The 21,770-nt window shown below is 61.5% G+C and carries 21 protein-coding genes; 12 read left to right on the forward strand and 9 right to left on the reverse strand.

The annotated features are described in order from the left end of the window. Nucleotides 1–9 precede the first annotated feature (9 nt). The 8 genes from ACSOSP_RS29485 to ACSOSP_RS29520 all read left to right on the forward strand — a co-directional run bounded on the left by ACSOSP_RS29485 (nucleotide 10) and on the right by ACSOSP_RS29520 (nucleotide 9,182). Nucleotides 10–666: a DUF2291 family protein gene (locus ACSOSP_RS29485; RefSeq protein ID WP_455312022.1), complete on the forward strand. Its 657-nt coding sequence runs from the start codon at nucleotides 10–12 to the stop codon at nucleotides 664–666. Nucleotides 667–710: 44 nt separating this feature from the next. After that, a complete protein-coding gene (locus ACSOSP_RS29490; protein ID WP_455312023.1) occupies nucleotides 711–2,213 on the forward strand; it encodes a sugar ABC transporter ATP-binding protein in 1,503 nt (500 codons plus the stop codon). Nucleotides 2,214–2,239: 26 nt separating this feature from the next. Next, nucleotides 2,240–3,337, forward strand: a complete 1,098-nt coding sequence (locus ACSOSP_RS29495) for an ABC transporter permease (RefSeq protein ID WP_031356735.1) — start codon at nucleotides 2,240–2,242, stop codon at nucleotides 3,335–3,337. A 70-nt stretch (nucleotides 3,338–3,407) separates the two neighbouring features. Further along, on the forward strand, nucleotides 3,408–4,361 hold the full coding sequence (locus ACSOSP_RS29500; protein WP_031356734.1) for a D-ribose ABC transporter substrate-binding protein: 954 nt from the start codon (nucleotides 3,408–3,410) through the stop codon (nucleotides 4,359–4,361). Between the two features lie 107 nt (nucleotides 4,362–4,468). After that, complete coding sequence (locus ACSOSP_RS29505; RefSeq protein ID WP_455312024.1) at nucleotides 4,469–5,254, forward strand: triose-phosphate isomerase; 786 nt, start codon at nucleotides 4,469–4,471, stop codon at nucleotides 5,252–5,254. Nucleotides 5,255–5,294: 40 nt separating this feature from the next. Then, a complete protein-coding gene (gene derI, locus ACSOSP_RS29510) occupies nucleotides 5,295–5,747 on the forward strand; it encodes a D-erythrulose-4-phosphate isomerase (protein ID WP_455312025.1) in 453 nt (150 codons plus the stop codon). Nucleotides 5,748–5,881: 134 nt separating this feature from the next. Further along, complete coding sequence (locus ACSOSP_RS29515; RefSeq protein WP_455312026.1) at nucleotides 5,882–7,405, forward strand: FGGY-family carbohydrate kinase; 1,524 nt, start codon at nucleotides 5,882–5,884, stop codon at nucleotides 7,403–7,405. A 49-nt stretch (nucleotides 7,406–7,454) separates the two neighbouring features. Continuing rightward, nucleotides 7,455–9,182, forward strand: a complete 1,728-nt coding sequence (locus ACSOSP_RS29520) for a glycerol-3-phosphate dehydrogenase/oxidase (protein ID WP_455312027.1) — start codon at nucleotides 7,455–7,457, stop codon at nucleotides 9,180–9,182. Nucleotides 9,183–9,321: 139 nt separating this feature from the next. Here ACSOSP_RS29520 and ACSOSP_RS29525 read toward each other — a convergent pair whose 3' ends face one another. Continuing rightward, entirely contained in the window at nucleotides 9,322–10,011 is a 690-nt protein-coding gene (locus ACSOSP_RS29525; RefSeq protein WP_455312028.1) for a Vgb family protein, read from the reverse strand. Nucleotides 10,012–10,027: 16 nt separating this feature from the next. Further along, nucleotides 10,028–11,242: a helix-turn-helix domain-containing protein gene (locus tag ACSOSP_RS29530; RefSeq protein ID WP_455312029.1), complete on the reverse strand. Its 1,215-nt coding sequence runs from the start codon at nucleotides 11,240–11,242 to the stop codon at nucleotides 10,028–10,030. Between the two features lie 103 nt (nucleotides 11,243–11,345). Here ACSOSP_RS29530 and ACSOSP_RS29535 point away from each other — a divergent pair, with 103 nt between their 5' ends. Beyond that, nucleotides 11,346–12,116 carry a DUF899 domain-containing protein gene (locus ACSOSP_RS29535; protein ID WP_455312031.1) on the forward strand — a complete coding sequence of 257 codons (771 nt, stop codon included), beginning with the start codon at nucleotides 11,346–11,348 and terminating at the stop codon, nucleotides 12,114–12,116. Nucleotides 12,117–12,167: 51 nt separating this feature from the next. Further along, a complete protein-coding gene (locus ACSOSP_RS29540; RefSeq protein ID WP_455312033.1) occupies nucleotides 12,168–12,977 on the forward strand; it encodes a DUF2182 domain-containing protein in 810 nt (269 codons plus the stop codon). 50 nt (nucleotides 12,978–13,027) lie between these two features. Here ACSOSP_RS29540 and ACSOSP_RS29545 read toward each other — a convergent pair whose 3' ends face one another. After that, nucleotides 13,028–13,651: an ABC transporter ATP-binding protein gene (locus ACSOSP_RS29545; protein ID WP_455312035.1), complete on the reverse strand. Its 624-nt coding sequence runs from the start codon at nucleotides 13,649–13,651 to the stop codon at nucleotides 13,028–13,030. Nucleotides 13,652–13,666: 15 nt separating this feature from the next. Beyond that, entirely contained in the window at nucleotides 13,667–14,461 is a 795-nt protein-coding gene (locus ACSOSP_RS29550; protein ID WP_455312037.1) for a hypothetical protein, read from the reverse strand. Nucleotides 14,462–14,821: 360 nt separating this feature from the next. On the opposite strand from ACSOSP_RS29550, the gene ACSOSP_RS29555 reads away from it, so the two are divergent. Together ACSOSP_RS29555 and ACSOSP_RS29560 are read left to right on the forward strand one after the other, a co-directional pair. Continuing rightward, a complete protein-coding gene (locus tag ACSOSP_RS29555) occupies nucleotides 14,822–15,712 on the forward strand; it encodes a DUF4148 domain-containing protein (RefSeq protein ID WP_455312039.1) in 891 nt (296 codons plus the stop codon). Between the two features lie 141 nt (nucleotides 15,713–15,853). Beyond that, nucleotides 15,854–15,958 (forward strand): potassium ABC transporter ATPase, encoded by a 105-nt coding sequence (locus tag ACSOSP_RS29560; protein WP_455312041.1) that lies wholly within the window; start codon nucleotides 15,854–15,856, stop codon nucleotides 15,956–15,958. A 95-nt stretch (nucleotides 15,959–16,053) separates the two neighbouring features. Here ACSOSP_RS29560 and ACSOSP_RS29565 read toward each other — a convergent pair whose 3' ends face one another. The 5 genes from ACSOSP_RS29565 to ACSOSP_RS29585 all read right to left on the reverse strand — a co-directional run bounded on the left by ACSOSP_RS29565 (nucleotide 16,054) and on the right by ACSOSP_RS29585 (nucleotide 21,548). Further along, nucleotides 16,054–16,908, reverse strand: a complete 855-nt coding sequence (locus tag ACSOSP_RS29565) for an urea carboxylase-associated family protein (RefSeq protein WP_455312042.1) — start codon at nucleotides 16,906–16,908, stop codon at nucleotides 16,054–16,056. Between the two features lie 75 nt (nucleotides 16,909–16,983). Next, a complete protein-coding gene (locus ACSOSP_RS29570; RefSeq protein ID WP_455312043.1) occupies nucleotides 16,984–17,688 on the reverse strand; it encodes a GntR family transcriptional regulator in 705 nt (234 codons plus the stop codon). Nucleotides 17,689–17,726: 38 nt separating this feature from the next. Continuing rightward, nucleotides 17,727–19,238 (reverse strand): amino acid ABC transporter permease/ATP-binding protein, encoded by a 1,512-nt coding sequence (locus ACSOSP_RS29575; protein WP_455312045.1) that lies wholly within the window; start codon nucleotides 19,236–19,238, stop codon nucleotides 17,727–17,729. Nucleotides 19,239–19,329: 91 nt separating this feature from the next. Then, on the reverse strand, nucleotides 19,330–20,130 hold the full coding sequence (locus ACSOSP_RS29580) for an ABC transporter substrate-binding protein (RefSeq protein WP_455313708.1): 801 nt from the start codon (nucleotides 20,128–20,130) through the stop codon (nucleotides 19,330–19,332). A gap of 719 nt (nucleotides 20,131–20,849) precedes the next feature. Then, entirely contained in the window at nucleotides 20,850–21,548 is a 699-nt protein-coding gene (locus tag ACSOSP_RS29585) for a ProQ/FinO family protein (RefSeq protein WP_455312046.1), read from the reverse strand. Nucleotides 21,549–21,770: the final 222 nt, after the last annotated feature.

Below are 21,770 nucleotides of genomic sequence, written 5' to 3' on the forward strand. Positions count from 1 at the left end.
GACAACGTCATGAGCACACTTACCCCATCGATGAACCGGCGCTCCAAGCGCAGCATTCGCGCAGCCATCGCCGCAGTGCTGGCAGTGATCCTGCTCGTGGCGATGGCCTTCAGCACCAAGGTCGTGAAGATCGGGTCTGCAGGCGACGCGCAAGTCAAGACCTTCGATCCCGCGGCCTACGGCGAAGCGCAGTTTCCGAAGACACAAGCAGCGATCGACGGCCGCGCAGTCAGCGCCGACACGCTGGCTGCGGCCATCGCCAAGGACCAGGACGCCGCCGGCAAGCAGTACGGCGTGGCAGGCGGTGGCATCGGCCCTGAGATTTCGGTCAAGTTCACCGGCGTAGCGGGCAGTGAAGATGCCGGGATCTATACCGTGAAAGTGCCGAACGTACCCGACTCGGTGATCATCCGCGTGCAGACCGGGCCGGCGATCAACGGCACGGATCTGCGCGATGCCACCGGCACCATCGGCTTCGAGCAATTCACCAACCAGATCGACTACCAGAATGCCGGATACGCGATCAACACGGCGATGAAAAAGGCGGTCCTGGCGAAGGTTGATACGACCAAGCTGACAGGCAAGACCATTTCGGTTGTCGGCGTCTTCCAGTTGATCAACCCGAACGGCTGGCTGGTGACGCCGGTGAAGCTGGACGTGAAATGAGCACGCTAAACGAAACCCGTCGGACCCAACCCGTGGCCGACGAAGTGCTGCTGTCGGCGCGTGACATCGTCAAGTCATACGGCGGCGTGCATGCGTTGAAGGGCGTGAACTTCGATATCCATCGCGGCAAGGTCACCACGCTCTTCGGCGAAAACGGCGCGGGCAAATCGACCTTGATGAAGATCCTCGCCGGGGTGGAGACGCCGACATCGGGGCGTATCGAACTCGATGGTCAGCACGTTGAGTTTGCTTCGTCAAACGATGCGCGCGACCATGGCATCTCGATCATTCACCAGGAGTTGAGTCTCGCACCCAATCTCAGCGTGCGCGACAATATCTTCATGGGCCGGGAGCTGCGCACGGCCACCGGCGTCAACTTCGCCGAAGAAGCGCGGCAGGCACGCTCGCTGATGGCCGATCTCGAGGAAGAGATCGACCCGATGACGCGCGTCCAGGACTTGCGCCTGGGCCAGCAGCAGGTCGTCGAAATCGCTCGCGCGCTCTCCGTTGAATCGCGCATCCTCATCATGGATGAGCCGACTTCGGCGCTGAGCGCGTCCGAAGTCGAGGTGCTGTTCAAGGTGACCCGCGACCTGACCAGCCGCGGCGTATCCATTGTCTATATCTCGCATCATCTCGAAGAGGCTCTGCAGATTACAGACTACGCCGTGGTGCTGCGCGACGGCAGGATCACGGCAACTGCCGAGGCCAAGGATATCGACCTCGCCTGGATCGTGCGCAACATGGTGGGAGAGAACTTCGACCTTGGCTCGCCGCCAACAGGCTACGCGTTCGGCGAAGTTGCACTGGCTATCGACGATGTGAGCGTGGCCGACGACGCCGGGTCCGGCATGTCGGTGGTGGATCATCTGTCGCTCGAGGTGCGCGCGGGAGAGATCGTGTGCATCTACGGTTTGATGGGGGCGGGGCGGACGGAACTGCTTGAAGCGGTTGCCGGCCGCTCTCAGGTGTCCGGTGGCAAGGTCCTTCTGGAAGGCGAGGACATTGCCTCCCTGAGCATCGCCGGGCGGATTGCCCGCGGCCTTGTGCTGGTGCCGGAAGATCGGCAGCGCGATGGCCTGGTGCCCACCATGAGCGTCGGCACGAACCTGTCGCTCGCGAGCATCGGCACCTTCGTCAGGGGGATGCTGCTGTCCTTCCCCCGCGAGCGGGCGCTCGTCGATCAATCGATCCGAAACGTTCACGTCAAGACGGCAGGCCCGGGCGCACCTATCGGCTCCTTGTCCGGCGGCAACCAGCAGAAAGTCGTGATCGGCAAGATGCTCGCCACCCGCCCGAAAGTCATCCTGCTCGACGAGCCCAGCCGCGGCATCGACATCGGCGCCAAGGCCGAGGTCTTTCGCTTGCTCAGCGAGAGCGCCACGAAGGGGTTGGCCGTGGTGTTTTCCACGTCGGAAGTGGGTGAATGCCTGAGCATTGCGCATCGCATCGTCGTCATGCGCCGCGGCAAGATTTCAGCAGAATTCGGCACCGATGCCACCAAAGACCAGATCATGGCCGCCTCCGGCGAAGCCGTGGTGATCTGATCATAGAAATGCATGGAGACTAGAACATGAACGACTCCGCCAAACCTTCCACGTCAACCCGCGCCAGCCGGTTCGGCGACGGTTTCGACCTGGGCAAGATGCTGCTCGAAGGACGTGCGTTCTTTGCGCTGATCGTGATCATCATCGTATTTTCGTTTCTCTCGCCGTATTACTTCGCCACCGAAAACTTCCTGACGATGGCTTCGCACGTGGCCATCTACGGCATCCTCGCGATCGGCATGCTGCTCGTGATCATCAACGGGGGTATCGATCTCTCGGTGGGGTCCACGCTTGGCCTGTCCGGCGTGGTCGCGGGGTTCTTCCTGCAAGGCGTGACGCTGAACCTGTTCGGCGTCGTGCTGTATCCGGCGGTCTGGGTCGTGGTGGTGCTGTGCTGTTTGCTTGGCGCCTTTATCGGCCTGGTCAACGGCGTGCTCATCGCGCGCTTCAAGGTGCCTGCCTTCGTCGCTACGCTCGGCGTGATGTACGTGGTTCGCGGATTAGCTCTCCTGATGACCAACGGCCTGACCTATAACAACCTGGGCGGCCACGCGGATCTGGGCAACGTCGGCTTCAACGGGCTTGGCTTCGATCGCCTGTTCAATGTGCCGGTTGGCGTCCTGATCCTCGCAGTGATCGGAGTCCTGGGCAGCATCATGCTCAACCGCACGGCCTTCGGCCGCTGGCTGTATGGCTCCGGCGGCAACGAGCGCGCAGCCCAGCTCTCCGGCGTGCCGGTGAAAAGAGTTCAGATCAGCGTGTACATGCTCTCGGGCGTCTGCGCCGCCATCGCCGGGTTGATCCTGTCCTCGCAGCTCACCTCCGCAGGTCCGACGGCCGGCACGACCTATGAACTCACGGCCATTGCCGCGGTGGTGATCGGCGGCGCGTCGTTGATGGGGGGCACCGGCAATATTCGCGGAACGCTTCTCGGGGCCTTCGTGATCGGTTTCCTGTCCGACGGTCTGGTGATCATCGGCATCTCTTCTTACTGGCAGACGGTGTTCACCGGCGCGGTCATCGTGCTCGCGGTGTTGCTCAACGCCATTCAATATCGCCGTCGGGTCAAGCGTCCTGCGCCGACCGCCGGCCAACCCACTTCTCCACAAGGCGGCAAGGCTTAAGCCGCGCCACCGGTCCTTGAGAAGAATGTCTTATATCGACGTTATCGCCAATCAAAAACGGAGACTTACCATGACAACCAAGAGAAGAACCCTGCTGCTCGCCGCCGTCGCCATCGCTGCGCCTCTGTTCGCCACGCAAGCTCACGCGGCCGGAGGGCTCGTGACCATCATCGTCAACGATCCCTCTAATCCGTACTGGCTCACCGAAGGCAACGTTGCCGCGGCCGAAGCGAAACGGCTCGGATACACCGCTAACGTCGCAGCTTCGAAAGGTGACACCAACACCGAGAGCCAGTTGATCGACACCGCCATCACCAACAAATCGGTCGCGATCATTCTCGATCCCGCGAATGCGAGCGGCTCCGTCGGCGCGGTGAAAAAAGCGGTTGCGGCCAACATTCCGGTGTTCCTCGTCAATGCCGAGATCAACCAGGAAGGCCTGGCCAAGGCGCAGCTCGTGTCCAACAACGCCCAGGGTGCGGCGCTGGGTGCGCAGCAATGGGTGAAGGACGTCGGATCGAAGGGCAACTACGTCGAACTGCTGGGCGCGCCTTCCGACAACAACGCCGCTACGCGTTCCAACGGGTATACGTCGGTGCTTAGCCAGTATCCGGACCTGAAGAAGGTCGGGTCGCAAGTGGCCGACTGGGATCGCACCAAGGGTTTCAACGCGATGCAGAGCCTGTTGCAAGCTCACCCGGACATCATTGGCGTGATCAGCGGTAACGACGAAATGGCGCTTGGCGGGATTGCCGCGCTCAAGCAGGCAAACAAACTGTCGAGCATCAAGGTGGGTGGTTTTGACGGATCGCCAACGGCAGTGGCCGCGGTCAAGGCCGGTGAGTTGCAATACACGGTGCTGCAGCCGGTGGCCACGTTTTCCGTCAAGGCGGTGCAGGAAGCCGATCAGTTCCTGAAGACCGGCAAGACGGGCGCGAAGACTGAAAAGCAGCTCTTCGATTGCGTCCTGATCACCAAGGCCAACGTGGATAAGTACACCTCGGCATTTACGCTTTCGAAGTAATGCCATGGCTCGAATCCGCAGGGCGCCGAAAGGTGCCTGCGGTTTTTTCACGCTGCGCGCCGGGGTAGCGGAACCCACCCCGGCGCGACGCACAGCAGCACCGGTTCGTGCATCCGATTGACGACATCACCATGACCCATTCCCCTTTCTGGATCGGTACCAGCTGGAAAATGAACAAGACCCTGGGAGAGGCGCGCGTTTTTGCCCAGGGCCTGCTTACGGATGCCTCGGACCCGCGCATGCAGCGCTTCGTGATCCCGCCGTTCACCGCGATCCGCGAGGTCAAGGCGGTCCTCAAGGACACGACGGTGAAGGTCGGCGCGCAGAACATGCACTGGGCGGATCACGGCGCCTGGACCGGTGAAATCTCACCGGCGATGCTCGTCGATTGCGCAATGGACCTGGTCGAGCTCGGCCACTCCGAGCGGCGCGAGCATTTTGGCGAGACCGATGAAAAGGTCGGACTGAAGGTCGAAGCGGCGGTGCGCCATGGGCTGACGCCGCTGATCTGCATTGGCGAGACGCTGGCCGATCGCGAAGGCGGGCGCGCAGCCGAGGTGCTGGCTGCCGAAGTTCGCGGCGCGCTGGGTCGACTGAAGCCGGAACAACACACTGCCCCGATCCTGCTTGCATACGAGCCGGTTTGGGCGATCGGCGAGCACGGCATACCGGCGAGCGCCGACTATGCCGATGCTCGCCAGGCCGAGATCATCGAGGTCGCGCAAGAGATTCTTGGCCGCCGCGTGCCGTGCCTTTACGGCGGCTCGGTGAACCCCGGCAACTGCGCTGAACTCGCTGCGTGCGCGCACATCGACGGGCTGTTCATCGGACGCTCCGCCTGGGACGTCACCGGGTATCTGGACATCCTGGAGCGCGTCAAGGCAGTGCTCTGACTGGTCCGGATGCGTGGAACTTTAACTGAGGGAGATCTTCATGAAACTTGCAATTGCAGGAGATAGCGCGGGAGAAGGGCTGGCCCATGTGCTGGCTGAACACCTGAAGGACCGCTTCGAAGTCTTCGAGGTGTCGACCAACGAAGCTGATCCGAAGGAGTTCTATGCAAACCTGTCCGACCGCGTGGCTTCAGGCGTGATGCGCGGCGATTACGACCGCGCCATCCTGGTCTGCGGCACGGGGATCGGCGTCAGTATCTCGGCCAACAAGGTGCCCGGAATCCGCGCTGCGTTGTGCCACGATACCTATTCCGCGGAGCGCGCGGCACTGTCGAACAATGCACAGATCATCACGATGGGTTCGCGAGTGATCGGGACCGAGGTGGCCAAGACCATCGCCGATGCGTTTCTTGCACTGACCTTCGACGAGAACGGCCGAAGCGCGGGCAACGTGGCGGCGATCAACGAGCTTGATTCCAAATACCACGGTTAAGCATCGGCGCAAGTGTTGGCGGCATGGCGACGATCATGCGCTGCCGGCGGGCATGTTGAAGCAAGCCTCATTCTTTACCGCTTCCTGCGCTCCGAGGGACTTCGCGGCAGCATCACAAATGGACCGGAGACACGATGGAGACATATCTGCTCGGCCTCGACAGCGGTTCGACCGCGACGAAGGCCGTTATCTTCGACACCGCCGGCCGTACCGTAGCCGTTGGATCCCGGCGTGTGGAGCAGCGGCAGCCGCGCCCCCGTCACGTCGAGCGGGACATGCAGGAAACCTGGGCCGCGGCAAGCGGAGCGATTCGCGATGTGCTGGAGCTCAGCCATGTGCCCGCAGACGCGATCGCGGCCGTCGGGGTAACCGGGCACGGCGACGGCTTGTACCTGGTCGACCACGACGGTGCTCCGCTAGGACCCGGAATCCTGTCGCTCGATAGCCGGGCCTTCGACATTCGCGAGCAATGGCGCGAAGCTGGCCTGTTGCCACGGGCGCTGGAATTGACCGGGCAGCAGCCGTATCCGTACGCCGCTGTCAGCCTGCTGAAATGGATCCAGGTCAACGAGCCTGAGCGGTACGCGAAGATAGGCCATGTGCTCTTTTGCAAGGACTGGCTGCGTCTGTGTCTGACTGGCGTCGCGGCGACTGATCCGACGGAAGCCAGTTCATCCTTTACCGATGTCCGCACACAACAGTACAGCGCGGACGTACTGGAGCTATACGGCCTCACGTCTATTGCTCCCGCGTTACCGCCAATCTTGCCGTCTGGGGCAATTGCTGGACGTGTCACCGCACAAGCTGCCGCACAGACGGGCCTGAAGGAGGGTATGCCTGTTGCCTGCGGATTGCACGATGTCACCTCCAGCGCCCTGGGGATGGGTAACACGGAGCCGGGTATCGTGTCGATTACGGCGGGGACATTCAGCATCAATGAGATCCTCTCTGATCGTCCTCAACTGGATCCGCGCTGGTCGTGCCGCAATGGCACCCGTCCCGGGCAATGGATGAACATGTCGATTTCACCGGCTTCGTCGAGCAATGTCGACTGGTTCCTGCGCGAGTTTTTCTCGCACGAAGCGCAACAAGCTGCAGAACGTGGATGCTCGCTGTTCGACCTGATCGGCGACGAATTGCAGGCTGCGTTCGCCGAGCCGAGTTCCGTCATGTTCCATCCATTCCTGTTCGGTTCCCCCTTCGAGCAGCCCGCAAGCGCTTCGTTCTTCGGCATCCGCGGCTGGCACCGCCGTGCCCATCTGGCGCGTGCGGTGCTCGAAGGCATGGTCTTCAATCACCGATACCACGTCGAAGCACTGACCAGCGTGCTTCCCGCGCGCCGGGCGGGTTTGACCGGTGGAGGGTCATCGAGTCCCATGCTTGCCCAGTTGTTTGCCGATACCCTAGGGATTCCTATCGATATTCCGGAGAATCAGGAAGCCAGTGCGCTGGGCGCCGCGCTCTGTGCCGGCGTGAGCGCGGGAGCGTTTGCATCGCTGGCGGAGGCCGGCACGAAAGCATACCGCATCCAGCGAACGCACCAGCCGGACCCGGTGCGTCACGGCCAGCTCACCGAGGCGTACACCCTTTACATGCAACTCATTGCAGGCATGAAGCCATTGTGGCCGGCGCTCGATCGCGCAGCCACGGGGTATTGACGATGCGATTGACGATGCGATTGACGATGCGATTGACACGAGACAAGTGATGACCGAACGATCCCGCGAATTTTTTCTCGACCGGCTTGCGCAACGACGCCGTGTCAGCGTGCTGATTATTGGTGGCGGGATTAACGGTGCAGGGCTGTTCCGCGACCTGTCGTTGCAGCAGGTCGACTGCTTGCTGATCGATAAGGCGGACTTCGCCTCAGGCGCAAGTTCGGCGCCATCGAGGCTCATTCACGGCGGCTTGAAGTACCTTGAAACCGGAGAATTTCGTCTTGTCGCCGAATCCACGCTGGAACGCAACCTCTTGCTGAAAAACGCGCCGCACTTCGTCCGGCCGCTTGAGACGGTGCTGCCGATTCATTCGTACTTTGGCGGCATCGTCGCGTCCACGCTGCGATTTTTCGGTGTCAAGTCGAAGCTCGCCGACCGCGGCGCGATCATTTCGAAACTCGGTCTCTCGATCTACGATTTTCTCGGCCGCCATCACCGGACCATGCCTCGCCACCATGTCGCGCTCAGGAGACGTTCGCTGCAAGGTCTTCCGTTGCTCGATCCCGCCATCAAGGCAACCGCCACGTATTTCGACGCACAGGTGACACAGGCCGAACGACTGAACTACGAACTGGTCGCCGATGGGCTGGCCGCTTGCGAGGAAGCCGCGGCGGCAAACTACATGACGGTTGACCACGTGGAAGGCGACACGGTCTGGCTAGGGGATCTCGTGTCTGAGCGGCTCTTTCCTGTGACAGCGACCGTCATCATCAACGCTGGTGGTGCCTGGATCGACAGCGTGAACCGGTCGCTCGCCATCGAGCGAAAGTACATCGGCGGAGCGAAAGGATCGCACCTGATCGTGACGCATCCGGAGCTCCATGCGCAACTGCGGGGCCGCATGGTGTACTTCGGCTCGAAGGACGGCCGCATCTGTCTTGCCTATCCGTTCATGGATCGGCTGCTGATTGGTTCGACCGATATACGCGTGAGTGATCCCGATCAGGTCCGCTGTGAGGACAGCGAGGTCGACTATATGCTCGGCGTCTTGCGTGAAATATTTCCCCGCCTGGAACTGGATGCATCGCACATCACGTTCCGTTATAGCGGCGTGCGGCCGCTGCCGTATTCCGATGCCGCGAATCCCGGCGACGTGAGTCGCGATCACGTGGTGCACGTCGATCATCTGCCCGATACCGCGATTCCTGTGCTCTCGCTGGTCGGCGGCAAATGGACAACGTTCCGGGCGTTCGCCGAATCGGTCGCCGACGATACCCTCAAGCGCCTCGGGCGGTCGCGCCGTGTCAGCACTCGCGACGAAGCCATTGGTGGCGGCCATGAATTTCCGCTTACCTCCGCGAATCGGGCTGCATGGATCAGCGAGTTGGCTGAGCGTAGCGGTATTCCCGTTGCACGAGCTGAAACCTTGTTCTCGCGTTACGGCACGAGCGCATCGGTCATCGCAGCATTCTGCTCACGGATTCAGGACGCAGCGCATGACAACCCGCTCGCCAGTGAACCGAGTTACACCGTGCGGGAGATTCAGTACCTATGCGAGCACGAAGCGGTGACGCATCTTGCGGACCTGCTTTTCCGACGGACGACGATCGCGATCTCTGGCCAATTGACCGGCGCCTTGCTGGATGAGATTGCGGTGGTTGCGGCGGGCGCGTTGGGATGGGACGCGGTCCGCATGCGGCAGGAAATTGAAGCGTCCCGCGACATCGCCCGGCAGCGCCACGGCATGGTGCTTCGCGATACAGAGCTTGCGCATTGACTCAGGCGCCTGAGACCGGACGAAGTCTGATGCGTGAATTGGCGCTCGAGGCACTGGATCCGTCAGGCGATCTTTCAAGAACGGACGAGTGCGCGGTCAACACAAGAGTCCGGCTTCGAAACGCGCCTGCCGCCTGAAACTACTCGCTGGCAGATTCGATAGGAACGCCGGCATCGCTGCCGGCCGCCGAGTCTCGCCGTGGGCGGCGAACCGCTCTTACCTTGCCGCTGGTTCCTCCGCCGCAGAAGAATTGCTCACCGCCATCGGACTCGAGCCCTGACACGTAGACTCCAGTTGGCATCTCGAGGCTCTCCAGGACCTCTCCCGTTTGCGAATCGATATGTCTCAGCTCGCTCGCATCATCTTCCCAGGTGCCGTGCCAGAGATCTCCATCAACCCATGTCACGCCGGTGACGAAGCGGTTGGATTCTATGGCGCGAAGAATCGTCCCCGTTTCAGGATCGACCTGATGAATCTTCCGGCTCCGATACTGCCCCACCCAGAGCGTCCCTTCAGCCCACGCGAGCCCCGAATTACCACCGCCATCCGGCGCCGGGATCGTGGCGAGCACCTGACCGGTTTTCGGATCGATCTTCTGGATACGATCGCCGTCGATTTGAAACAGGTGCCGGCCGTCGAAGGCCGTTCCCGCGTCGGCGGGGACCTTAAGCGAGCGTAGCGACGGGTTGGCGCTCGCCGGATCGAAGGCGTTCAGCTTGTCTCCGGATCCAAACCAGACGTGCTGACCGTCATACGTGACGCCATGCACGCTATCGATACCCGGAAAGGGTCCATATTCACGGATGATTTCTGCCTCTGCTCGTTTCATAGTGGCATCCTAATCATTAGGTAAGTGGAGCGGGGAGTAACAAGCTTGTCGCGAATCCCGGCACCGGCGGGGTCAACCAGCGACGTGCCCGCCCACGGCCAAACGACTGCACCCGGCCTTCTGCCGAAAGCACGTCGAGTGAACGCTGCACGGTGCGCTGGCTGGTTCCAAGCACAAGCGCGAGAGCCGAGCTCGTCCACGACTCGCCGTCGGCGAGGAAGACCAGCACCGCCGCATGTTTGTCTTCAACGGGCCGGGCCAGTACGACGACCTCGCGTGCGGCACGCGGCACCAGTACAAATCCTCGCTTCGTCGCGCTTACGCCGGCGAGCGTCCCGAGCACCGCGCGAAGCCGTCCGACTTCAACACGCAAGCGTGCGCGATGCGATTCATCGGCGTGTTTCGCCCGGAATGCCCGCGCGACGAGCGTGTCCCTGGGCACGTCGTCGGGCCACGCTTCGCCCAGCGCACGGGCGAGCGCGAACAATACCGGACGCCTCGCGAGCGAGACCACGGTGCCTGTGTCGCGCACGATCTGGCGGCACGCGTCCACCACCAGCGCCTTCGATGCCAGCAACGCCTCGACCTCATCGAGCAGCATGAGCCGTTCCTCACCACTCGCAATCGAGCGCGCGGCAGGCGTATTCAGTATGAGGGATGCGCTTTCGACCTCTGCGGTGAGCGCAGGAATACCCGCATGCTGCGCGGCGTGTGCGGCCCGCGCAAGCGCAGCGCGCGCCGTCTTTGCCTGGAGGCGCCGCATGGCGATGCCCGTCACTACAAGCTCATGCGCTACCCTCAACGCGGACGGGAAGGGCGTGGGGTCAAGCCTTGCGAGCGCCTGTTCGGCCGCGTCGAGATGTCCGATCAGGAGCAGGCGCCGGACCGCGAGATACCGCGCATGGGCGGCGTTCACGCGATCGCCGTGTGCTTCGAGCGTCGCTCGTGCTGCGTCGAGCGTCTTCACGGGCCAGCCCAGGTCTCTCGAGGCGAGCGCGATCTCGGCCTCGGCGACGACACACCTCGCGCGGGCCACGGCTTCCTTCGGACCGAACGCGCGCGCCGCACTTCGCATGAGGGCCTTCGCTCGAACCAGATCGCCGAGTTGCGCCATCGCGATGCCTCGAAGCGCGAGCGCGGGCGCGTCGTCGCGCAAGGCGATCCGGTTCAGCGCGCCGAGCGGGTCACCGGTGGCAAGCGCACGCGCCGCGACCGCAATCAGTGGGTCCATGGTCTACCTGAATCCCGCCACACTTGTCACTCCCATCGTTCGATGCACGGTACTAATCTATCACCTAACGAACGACGAAGACCACCCAACGGAGGCAAGGACGATGACGACACACGCAACCGGGACACGTGAAGAATGGCTCGCAGCGCGGCTCAAGCTGCTCGAGGCGGAGAAGGAATCCACACGGCGCGGCGACGAGCTGGCGCAGCAACGTCAGGCACTGCCGTGGGTTCGCATCGACAAGGACTACCGGTTCGAGACCGATGAAGGGAGCGCGTCGCTGGCAGACCTCTTCCAGGGACGTTCGCAACTCCTCGTCTATCACTTCATGTTCGGGCCCGACTACACGGCAGGGTGCCCGTCATGCTCGTCGATCGCGGATGGGTTCGACGGCGTGGTTGTGCACCTCGCGAATCATGACGTCACGCTGTCGGCGGTGTCGCGGGCGCCGCTCGCGAAATTGCAGGCGTACCGGCGCCGGATGGGGTGGACGTTTCCCTGGGCGTCTTCGTTCGGCAGCGACTTCAACTTTGACTTCAACATCTCGCTCACGGAGCAGCAACAGCGCGAGGGCACGGTCGAATACAACTACGTTCGCGAGGCGCCTATGGTCGACATACCCTCGCGTACGACCCCCGACGGGGTCACTACGTTCGCAACCATGTCCGGCACCGACACGGCTACGTACGCGCGCGAGCGACCGGGCGTCAGTGCGTTCGTGCTTGAGGACGGCGTGGTCTATCACACCTATTCCTCCTATTCGCGTGGCGTGGACGGCCTCTGGGGCATGTACCAGTGGCTTGATCGCGCGTCCAAGGGGCGCAACGAGACAGGTGTCTGGTGGAAGCGTCACGACGAGTACGGCAAGCGCTGAGCGAGATCGTGCTCGTTCGCGCAAAACGGGAGGCAGGAGATGCCACAAAGCATGGGTTCCGAACGCGTTTCCCAGCGGGTGTTCTTCGGCGTCTCTGCGTTGCTTTTCGGCGCCAGCGCGACGGTGACGATCGTCTGGTGCGCGTCCATGTCGGCGATGGGCGAGATGCCGATGCCCGGCGGCTGGATGATGTCGATGGCATGGATGCGAATGTGCGGACAGACATGGCCCAATGCAACGGCGTCGTTCATCGGCATGTGGGTCGCGATGATGGTGGCGATGATGCTGCCATCCCTCGCTCCCATGCTCTGGCGCTACCGTCAGGCCTTGGGCAGGACAGGTGCAACTCGCGTGCGATGGCTGACCGTGCTGGTGGGCATCGGGTACTTCTCCGTGTGGGCCGTATTTGGAATGGTCATGTTTGCGCTGGGCAGCGCGCTGGCGTCCCTTCAAATGCAGGCGCCAACACTGGCGCGCATTGTTCCGATCGCGTCCGGCGTGGTCGTCGTGATCGCTGGTGCGCTTCAGTTCACTGCGTGGAAGGCGCATCACCTTGCTTGCTGCCGGGGTGCGCCGGGGCACGGCTGTACGTTGCAGGCGTTGCAGCCGTTGCAGGCAGGCGCCGGCACGGCCTGGCGACATGGCCTGCGCCTCGGGCTTCACTGCAGCACGTGTTGTGCCGGCCTGACGGCGGTCCTTCTCGTGATCGGCGTGATGGATCTGCGCGCGATGGCCGGCGTGACGGCACTCATTACCGTCGAACGTCTCGCACCGGAAGGTGAGCGCGTGGCGAGAGCGATCGGAGCCATCGTCGTTGTAATCGGGTTGGTCATGCTCGTTCGAGCAATGGGGCTTGGATGAAGCATCACGGTGCCGGTTCGGGCGCGACGGCTCACGCTTCCGGCACTCGCTTAAACTCCTAAGCCAAACTCAGCAAAACTGACTACTTTCGCGCCACAAGCCTGGGAAAAATCCACGTCATAGCTCGAAAAGAAAACCGTCCGGTCTGCACCCAGCGTCCTGAACAAATCAATCAGGACAGCACGCGCGGGGGCATCGAGGCCGGCGGCTGGTTCATCCGCGATAACGACCTTCACATCGCCCAGCGCCGCCGCCGTCAGGAAGATTTTCTTGCGCGTGCCAAACGACATTTGCTCGAAACGCTTCTCCAAGTGTGGCGTCAAGCCAAAGCGATCCGCCAGGTCGAGCGTGCGACTGTCGACGGTTGTTTTCCTGTTCGCTGCCACCAATTCCAGATACTCGCGGCCCGTCTGCAGCGAGTACGGCATGCAGTCGTCCGGTACGTATGCGAGCAGGGACTTTGCCTCGAGCGGGGCGGCACGCAGGGAATGCCCGTCTATCCATACCTCGCCGTGATCAGGTTCGATCTCACCTGCGAGAATGCCGAGCAACGTGGATTTGCCGCTGCCGCTTTCATCGTTCAGCGCCACGCATCCAGCGCCGGCGCTATAACGCAGTGCATGGAAGATGACGCGCTCGTCGTAACGTTTACAGAGGTTCTCGAATCGAAGCATGGGTTGCAGACTTTGTCAGAAGAAGAATGGACGCGCGATCGGCATTGTGCCGGACGGCGAGCGTTGCGCGGCAATTGATATCGCGGCAAGTGTAGCAGCGCAGGCAGGCGCGCTTTGACGGACGAGCGCGCCAAATTCCCGATAGGCATGAATCGTCATGAATGATTCGATATCCTTACGGCTTTGAAGCGCGCGGGAGGACGGCTGCAACGGGACGTTCTCGTACCGGACAATCCCCAGGTCGCTCACAACAAACTCTGACCAGGCCTGATGTAAATTATCGAAGAACATCAGTCTCAAGCGATCGCACAGCGATGCCACGTTCACGCGTACGACCTGATCATCCGACCCGGGCCACCAGCTTAAATAAGGGCGCGCTGTCAGATGTTGGCTGCGAAGCGTTTCGAGCAATTCGGGCTTGCGTAATTTCGCCGCGCCGAATGCATCAGGAAAGATATTCGCCAGTTCGCGCAGGGTATGCAGGCGAAATAGTTCGTCTATTGTCAGTGCCGGGTCGGGATCGACCCATCCCAAAGCGTTGAGAGGATTGAGAGCGTCTGTTGGGCTGCCTATCTCGTCATAGGCCAGCGCGCTTACCCGGAACAGTGGCCCGGCGCGCATCAGCGGGCGCATCAGCAGTGCACGGGAAGCCAGGGGCAGCGTGGAGAACGCGCTCAGGAAAGCACGTTCGTCGTCGATCCACAGGTCGTCGTACCGATCGGCGAGCCATTGGAGAGCGAACTCGAAATTGCGGAGATAGTAGAAGCGCCGTTGGGATTCAGCCTGCCCCGCTAATGCAAGGTCGATCATGATAACTGTATGGATGTACAGTTATCATGATATCGCCAAATTGCCAGGCACCGTTCGTCGTTCCGGCAGGATTGACGGGTGCAAACGTCGGGTATCGATAAAACGGAACGGAAATTCCAATCGTCCTAACAAACAAGCCGGCGAACGGCACCGTTTGGCGCCCTGCAGAAACCTTGACTTTGGCGGATATAGGCTAGAGTTTGACGCATCCAATCTTCCGTTTGAGCGCGTAAGTTATCAATTGCAAGACCGCAGCGCATGCGCGTTCCTTTTTGCGCTGCATCCATGCGAGTGAAGGTCGGTGAAGCTGATGTTATCCGGGTGTCGGATGTGCATTTCCAAGCTACGGGACAGACACTTATGTTGAGCATTCCTAAGAGGACATTCCTCGCGGGCCTCCTTCTGGGTGCCCTGGTGATCGGCGCATCTGTAATGCGGTCAGGCGAAGACAAACTGCCGGGGGCGCAATCAGGCTCGCAACGCGACGGTGCTTCCATTTCCGGCGATCCGGAGGATGGCTGGGGCGAATCCGAGAGATCAAATTCAGCTTCAGCGAGCAGCCATTCCGACGATATCGCCCATATTCTTCAGGCAATTCGGGAAAACCTGAAACGCAACGATCTCGCTTCCGCCAAGGTTCTATTAGGGGCGGTTCAAACGCTTCACATGGACGATAGCCGCGCGCTCCCGCTTCAGAAAGAGTTGCAGGCGCGTGAGGAAAAAGTTGACTCAGTGCCGCCTGTTACGCCGCCTGACAACTCGCGCATTACGGCAAAGTCGAGTCGGCCTGCAACGCGTTTGCCTGCGAGAGCCGAACGTTCACATAAGGGCAAATCCCGGGTGCGCGAACATGCGATCGGCACTTCTCTTGAGTCCTTGGCTGGGGATACGCCACAGATCAAAACTCTATCGAATAGCGCTGTAGAAACCGAAGCAGCAAGCCCGGCCTTGGGAGCCGGAAGTGAAAATCCAGGTTCGCCAGAGGGAGCGCCAACCGCAGCCAGCACGGCACCACGGCCAGCGTTGGTTCTCGCAAGGCCGCGGGTCAAGGAAGTGCTGCCGGTAGTACAGCCTGTAGCGCCAAAGCCGCTTCCAATTCAATCCGATCAGGCTCCAAAGACGCGTGCACAGGTGCGAGCAGAGCTGGCTCGCGCTCGTGCGGATGGGTCGATTCCGCGTTTTGGCAATCCCAATCCTGCCGGACCCGGTGGCGTGCCGAGCAGTATCAAGATGGAATTTGGCAGTGAGTAACCGAACCGTGCTGCGATCCGCGATCAGTTCACGCGGCCTTTAGCCTTTTTTGATAAGTTCGGTCGATCTCTTGGCACCTCGTTGACGGGTCCTTGCCTAGTCTTAAAGACAAAGACCTATCAATCTGTCAGGAGACAAATCGTGGACCTGCTTTTTATCGGCGCAATCATCGCCTTCTGGGCGGTTTCGTTCGGGATGGCTATTGGCTGCGACAAGCTGCGCCGTACTTCGCATCATCGTGAATAGTATGGGTTGTGGCATTCGCGGATGACCGGCGCCATCGAGCGGGATGCCCGATGGCGTCATCTACATCTAAGCGGAGGACATCCGCAACGCGGCTCTCAGCAACAGCCGCCACGTCCCGACGTATCGAGCCGCATTCCATGCAGCCCGCGGTAAGGCGGCGCCTCCGGCGAACTCCATCCATCGAGCATCCGGGGCGCGAGCCGATATACCTCCACGCCCAGCGGCCGGCAAACTTCGAGCGGATCGCGCGCGTCCGGACCCCACATCGGCAAGGACAAATCGCCGCCCGGGCAAGTCGACAGCGCGCACAACAAATCAATCTCCGCGAAGAACTCCAGATAGTCGCCTTTCTTTGCCGGACATGCCTTCATGAAATACTGGTCGTTCAGATTGAGCCCGGTGCACTGGAACACGTTCAGTACATCGTGCACATCGAATTCGGTGAGACCGTACGGGGCGATCGCGCGCGTCAGGTTCGAATGGCAATGGAAATCGAAATCTTCGCCGGTCAGCATCCGGTTCACATACGGATCGCAGCGTGTGCCCAGCAGGTCGTGAACGCGGCCGCCGTGTTCGTCGACTCCGTAGTCGGCCAGGCTGTCGTCGGTGATCGTCACGAGCGGCCGGAGATAGGGCAGGGTCGACCACAGCCGGTCGAATGTGCTCACATGCGCCTGCTGCAACTGGCGCGTGCGTGATGCCCAGAAGCGCTCACGCGGATTGTGCAGGTTCCAGATGTTGAGATCCGCGACCTGCGGGCCTTCAATGGTTACGATCCGGAACACATGTCCGGCCGGTACCTTCCACGCATAGCCGGAGCGGATTGGCACTACCGCCGAGTCCACCAGCGTGCGCGTTTCCGGCGCGGTGGCAACCCGCGTATAAAAGTCCCGGTCCACTTCGAGCGCGGAACCCTGGGTTACCTGATAAGCGGCAGGGTAGTTCAACATGGTTCTGATTCTCCTGAATGAATCGATGCGAGGCGCCAGGCCTCGCTCGCGAAAGGGACCCTCGAAAGAAGCGGTTCAGAGAAGGTCGATCAGCGCTTCTTCAGAGCGGTCCAGGTAGTCGGAAAGTTTCTTGCTCGCCCGCTTGTGTTCCCCGGCCACGATCAGGTCGTAGAGCTCCCGGTCACGCTCGATCCACGGCAACTGGAAACGCCGTTCGTCGGGTGCGGCGGAGAACAGCAAGCGCAACTGCGCGAGAATCGTGCGGAAGAACTGGTCGAGCAGCGCGCTGCCGATCATCTCCACAATGTGCTGATGAAACCGCAGGCTATGCGTGCCCACGCTTCGCCAGTCTTCTTGCGACGCGGCTTGCGCAGCGGCATCGCAGGCAGCGGCCATGGCGCGCAGCACGGCCGGGTCGGGCGGGTCGGTCTTTCCCGGCAGCGCAATCGCCTGCAATTCCAGGGTGCGGCGGACCCGGAAGATATCGCGGACGTCGGTGCGGGTGAGCGTGCGCACCACCACGCCTCGATGCCGGTAGTGCACGGCCAGTCCTTCACGGCAAATCTGCCGCAGCGCCTCGCGAAGCGTATTGCGCGAGACGTCGTACGCCTTCGTGAGATCGGCTTCGGTGAGCGCAGTGCCGGGAGACAGGTCGCCGCAGATGATCTTGTCGCGGATCTGCGTGACGATGCGCTCGGTCACGGACTCTTCTTCGATGTGCTCGGTCACGGTCTTGTTCTTGGTCACGGCGCGGTTGAAATCGGTTACGGAATCGGACACGGAATCGGTTACTGAATCGTTCGCTGAAACTGATCGGGTCATGCGATCTGAAGGTCTTTAAGAAAGTGCGCGACGCGGGAATCCTTGTCGAACGCGGTCATGACGTGGGGCGCGGCATCCGCCACGATCGAGCCATTCTCCAGGAAGATTATCCGATCCGAAATGCGGAAGGCGAAATTGATCTCGTGCGTGACGATCACCATTGTCATCCCTTCGCGCGCAAGCTGCTCGATGACTTTCAGGACTTCAGCCACCAGTTCGGGATCGAGCGCGGAGGTCGGTTCGTCGAAGAGGACGATGGATGGTTTCATGGCCAGCGCCCGCGCAATCGCCACCCGCTGTTGCTGGCCGCCGGAGAGCTGGTGCGGATACTTGTGCGCATGCGCGGCCAGTCCGACTTTTGAAAGCATCTCCATGCCGAGCGCGCGCAGAGCCGCCTTCGAGCCGCGATTGTGATAGCGCGGCGCCAGCGTCACGTTGTCGAGCACGCTGCGATGCGGGAAGAGATTGAAGCTCTGGAACACCATACCTATATCGACAATGCCACGCATGTGCTCGCGATGCGACACCGCTCGTCGCGCTCGGCTTGCACCCCATTGGAATAGCTTGCCGTGAAGCATGATCTCACCGTCGTCGAGCGCCTCAAGACCATTGAGCGTGCGGATCAGCGAAGTCTTGCCCGATCCTGACGGCCCGATCACCGAGATGACTTCGCCCGCCTGCACCTTGAGGTCGACGCCTTTCAGCACTTCGTGCACGCCATAGCGCTTGCGCAAGCCCACCGCTTCAAGCGCGACACGCCCGGTCTTTTCGACCTGCGCCGTTGGTGTGTTGATGGACGCCGCCGACTCGGCAGGACTGAACGCCGCGGGCTCCCTGCGTGCAACATCAAGGCGCTGTTCGAGCAGTTTCAGCGCGTACCCGACCACGGTCACGATCAACACGTAGTAGAACGACACTGCGAGCATCGTCTCCAGGACCTTGAAGTTCTGCGTGTAGAGGCGCTCACCCACGAGCAATATTTCGGCGAGCGAGATCACGGACACGAGCGAGGTGAGCTTGACGATCGTGATGTATTCGTTGACGAGCGACGGCAAGGCGACGCGAAACGCCTGCGGCACCACCACCAGCCGCTGCAGCCCGAGGTAGCGCAACCCCAGCGCGCGGCCGGCCTCGAACTGGCCCCGACCAATGGAAAGCAACCCGCCCCGATGAATCTCCGCTATATAAGCGGCTTCGCTGATCGACAGCGCAATCAAGCCCGCCCGAAACGGGTCGGCGAGCACCATGCTCGACGCCGGGAACACTTGCGGGAGGTTGTACACGAAGATCAGCAGCACCAGCAACGGTAAGCTGCGAAACAGCCAGATGTAAGCCGAGCACGCCACGCGCAATGATGCGATGCGAGACTGCTTGCCGAGCGCCAGCAGGAACCCGGCCACGATGCCAATCACCCACGTCGCCATGCTGAGTTCGACCACGCGCCAGGATGCGCTCCAGAATGCCTTGTCGGCGAGTAGCGACAGGGCGTAGTGCCAGTCAAAAATCATTCATCTTTCTCCGCAGGGCAACGCGGCCGTTCAAACGCGCCGCGTTGTCCGTGAAGGGTGTGGGACTGGCATATGCTGCCAAACATGACGCTCAATTCGTCGCGCCGAGTGCTTGTGCGATTTCCGCGCCGGTCGGCTCGGCGACGTTGTAGCGCTTGAGCAGCGTGGCGTACTCGCCGTCATGCTTCATCGTGTCGAGCGCACCCTTCACCGCCGCAAGCAGCGCTGGATCGTTCTTGGCCACACCCAGGCCGACCACCACCGGGAACAGCGGCGTAGTGGATGTGATGGCAAGGCGCCCACTCATCTTGTCGACGGCCATCTTCGCCACGGCCGAGTCCTCGAACTGCGCATCGACAGCGTGGGCCAACAGCGCTTGCGAGGCTTGCGGCGAGGTCTCGAACTCGCGTACATCGATAGGTGCGAGGCCCTTCGTTGCACAGGTGTCCTGACTGACTTTCGCCAGCTTGGGAATCCACGAGGCGCCCTTGATCGAACTCACGCGTTTGCCGCACAGGGCTTCGGGCGTGACGGGGGCGAAACCGCTGCCGGCCAGCGCAAGGAGCGAGCCGCCGGTCTTGAAGTAGGGCACGAAATCGATCTGTTTCGCGCGCTCGGGCGTGACATAGAGCGCGGACGCAATGATGTCGATGCGCTTCGCGTTGATCCCGAGGATCAGGTTGGCGAAACGCGTGTCGACGAACTGCGGCTTGAGTTGCAAGTGCGACGCGAGCGAGGTCATGAAATCAGGATCGAGTCCGGCGGGCGTGTCGCCCTCCATGAATGCGTACGGCGGATAGGTCAGGTCGGAACCAATGGTGAGCGTGCCCGAGGCGATGGTGGGCGGCGCCTGTGTGGCGGCGTTGGCCTCACCCTGCAGGACCAGCAGCATCAGACCTGTGAGCCCGGCAAGCAGGGCGCGACGCGGCGAGAAGGACGGACGATATGCATGCATGGACGTTCCCTTTCTGAAGAAAGGATCACTCTCGGCGATCCTGATTGTTGAACAATATATGTAATGTTGTTCAACAAAATAAGAATGTCAAGAATTTGTGAAACGTCGGATGGAGGCGTCTTTGATCGTCTGCGAAGTGCCGGCGAAAGCAGAAAATCGTGCGTTCAACGCCACTGTGGATCGCGTTCGTTGCGACGAATAGTGGCGAAGCGCTTTCAATGAGGACGTGCTGGATGACGGGCAGCGGACAGCCGTGGCCGTGCATGGAAGGGATTGGTCAGGACATTCGCGCGACGGTGGAAGCGGACCGTTATTCCCGTCGTGACGGGACCGGTGACCGGGCGGATTGGGTCCGCTACTGCCTTGGCGGAAAATACTCGGGTGGCGTGGGACGGGTCACGAAGAGGCTATCCTCAGCTTCCTCGGAGACCGTACGCGCGGCGCTGGAGTTAACCAAGCGGCGCCGGCGTCCAAGTGCGTCTCGGTCCGGGCTATCAGGACAATATGGAGAAACGTAGGGACGCAACAGCATTGCCTATACCGTTGCGGCGACGCTTCCGTTTCCGTGTGGGCCCGGTCGAAGTGCCCGTGCCTGTAGCCTAATGGGTGCAAAGGAGGCTGCGGGACAGCCGCAAACCTCCTGCTCTCACATACGATTAATCGGCAACGTTCTCGGAATCCGGAACGGCCAGCTTTTCAGCAACCGGTGCGTTCTCAGCTACCGGTGCGTTCTCGACCACCGCTTCGCTCTCAGGCACTGCCGCCTTTTCTGAAGCCGCGGCCTTCGACGCGACTCTGGCCAGACGACCTTCTTCGAGCTTTGTCGCGCGGACACCGTCTTCAGGCGACACCCGTCCGGCTTCTTCTCCGGAGAGATCAACGCGGATCGCGCCTTCAACCATGGATGTCCAGTAACGGCTGCCACGGCACCAGATCTTGATCGCGGCGCGCAACTCCGTCTCGCTCAGCGCGAGTTCCGTGGCATGCGCGAGAAGATCTTCGAAAATTCCGATCTTCAGCGGCACCTTCGGCAACGGATTTTTCGGGAAGGCTTTCGGAAACCTTTTTTGCAGTTTTCCGATGGTCAAGACGACGGGGTCCACGGGTTTCGACCTGACTGCGACAGGAGCGGGAGCAGCAGGCCTGGCCGCGGGCCGGGGATGGCGCGGCGGCTTCGCGACAGGTTTCGAGTCCGGCGCGGAGGCCTGCTTCGAGATCGGCTTGGCTGTCGGCTTCGGGGCGGGCTTCGAGGCAGGCTTATGCGCAGGCTTCGCCACGGGCTTGGATTGCGCGCGTTTCGCCTGTTTTTCTTTCTCGAGTTGTTGTTTCAATACAGCGAGCTGTTCAAAGCCCATAGCACATGACCAGGCAAGTAAAACGTCAATTCTAGCAGCCCGCCGCGCCCGGCGTTCTGCAAGCCCGGGCGGGGTGGGCAATCCTCAGGCAATTGCGGCGCCTGTCGACGCCCATGATCGCCCCGAAATGGCCGTCAGACGTCGGCAAATAGCGGGGTTAACCAAGATGACATCTGCAAACCACGGACGCTCTCGAAGCCCGCTAACCAGCCCTCGGGAGCG

Source organism: Caballeronia sp. KNU42, from assembly GCF_053760385.1.